The following is a 1924-nucleotide window of genomic DNA, read 5'->3' on the forward strand; positions in this document are numbered from 1 at the left end:
GGTTACTGTTCAGTCCGCTATTGAACGCGTCATAGTCCTGCAGCGCGAGGTTGAAGGCCATGTTGACGGGCTGGCCGACATTGAAGGTCGAGACCGACACTGCCCCCATGTCGAACGAGTCCTTGTTGTTGTAGACGGTGCCGATATTGGTCGCCAGCAGGCGATCGAAGCCGGTAGCCGTGCTTACGAGGATAAACTCGCCTGGCGCCAGCTTTACACCTTGAAGGTCCACGCCGTTGCTGTCGCCCGTCGGCGCGAAGTCCGCCGTCACGCTCTGGCTGACGCCGCCATTGGTGAAGTTCGCCGTCCCATCCCCGGTGAAATCGGCGAGGGTGCCGGTGATATGGCCGCTGCTGTCCTCGGTCACGATCTTCACCTCGGTGATCTTCTGTTGGTTGGTGTCTGTCGTCTGTAAGGTCGTGGCCGATGTCGGGACGTCGAACGCGTCGAGGCGGATGTCGACCGTCTTTCCAGTCGGACTGACCTGGCTCAGCGTGAAGCCCGCGTTGTTGACCTCGTAATGATCGAGGAAGCTGAGCGTGCTGAGCGACTTCAGGGCCGTCGTGGAGGTGATCGAGTGCACGTTGTCGACGAAGTCGAGGCGGATGGCTGCGCCAGGCGCGACCGCCTGCTTGTCCGTGCCGACGCCGATCGAACTCGGATTGACCGTATCGCTATTGGGGTTGAGCCCGGTGAAGACGACCGACTTGCCGGGGCTGACGGGCTGTTTTGTGGTCGGGTTGAACGGCAGCGAGAACCACGCGTAGTTACCCGCCGGTACGTCGGCGAAGTCGCTGAAGGTGAAGTTCGAGCCGTTGCTGATCGGCTGGAGCATGTTGTAGCTGTACGTGCCGGCGTTGGGGTCGAGAGTGATCGTGAACACCTCGTCCGCCGTAATGACGGATCCGCTTCCGCCGCCTGGAAGTCCAGCGCCGGTTGAATCGGTCGTCGCCGTCAGGGTGCCCGTGCCGAACCCGAACAGATAGATATCGGCCCCGCCCGCCTGCAGACTCGTGGTCGAGCCGCCGCCGAGGTTGCCCGTCAGCTTCGAACCGTTCGAGCCGGTAAAGGTCAAGGCCCCGAAGCCGTCGCCGCCTGCGTGTTCCTCAATGGTGAGCGACGAGTTTGGATCGACGGTCCCGTCGCCCGCGTCGGTATTGATCAACTTCCCGGTGAAGGATGAGCCGGCGGCATCCTTGACGTTGTCACCACTGACGATCGCCTCTGGATTGAAGTTGACCGGCACGTCGTCGACGACCGTGACCGCCCATGCGTTGGCCGGGGCTGTCGCGTTGCTGCCGTCGAAGTCGGTCGCCAGGATCAGCGAACTGAAGTCGAGCTTAGTCTGGCTGGAGTCGTTGGCTCCGGGCGCCTGATCGACGGGGGCCGACAGCGTGAAACTCCAGGCGCCCGTCGCCTCGGTCAGCGCCATCGTGAACACGGTTGTCGTTCCGGCTTTGGCGGTCAGCGTATCAATCCCGGAGCTCTTCGTCACCGAGTAGGTGATCGCCGTTCCGTGGGACGTCAACGCCGGCAGCTTGGAAGTGTCGGTCGACAGCGTGAACGAGAGCGGCGCGTCCGCCCCCGTCTTGAAGAGCGAACTGACCGAACCGGTTGCTGTGGCGCTTGCGCCGGTCGCGTCGGGAAGGAGATTGGCCGACAGAGCGTCCTCGTCGACGCTTCCCGACGACGACGAGTTGGCGACGAAAGTCGGCTGGTCGTCGATGATGGTCAGCGACAGTGCGCTGGCGGCGGCGGTAACGGTGCTGCCGTCCTTGTCGGTGGCATGGATCAGGCCGCTAACGTCGAAGGAGAACGTGCCTTCCGGCGAGCCGTTCTGCGGCGTCTCCTGATCGATCGGCGCCGAAAGGGTAAAGGTGTAGGCTCCCGACGACTCGGTCAGCGCCAGCGTGAACACGGTCGT

Annotated in this window: 1 protein-coding gene; it reads right to left on the reverse strand. The window is 63.2% G+C overall.

Annotation, left to right across the window (positions count from 1 at the left end; translation table 11 throughout):
* Positions 1 to 1924: DUF5801 repeats-in-toxin domain-containing protein (locus P9272_RS25250; RefSeq protein WP_278162641.1), on the reverse strand; the 1924-nt coding region annotated here is incomplete at both ends.

Origin of the sequence: Mesorhizobium sp. WSM4976, from assembly GCF_029625685.1 — a bacterium.
GTDB lineage: Bacteria > Pseudomonadota > Alphaproteobacteria > Rhizobiales > Rhizobiaceae > Mesorhizobium.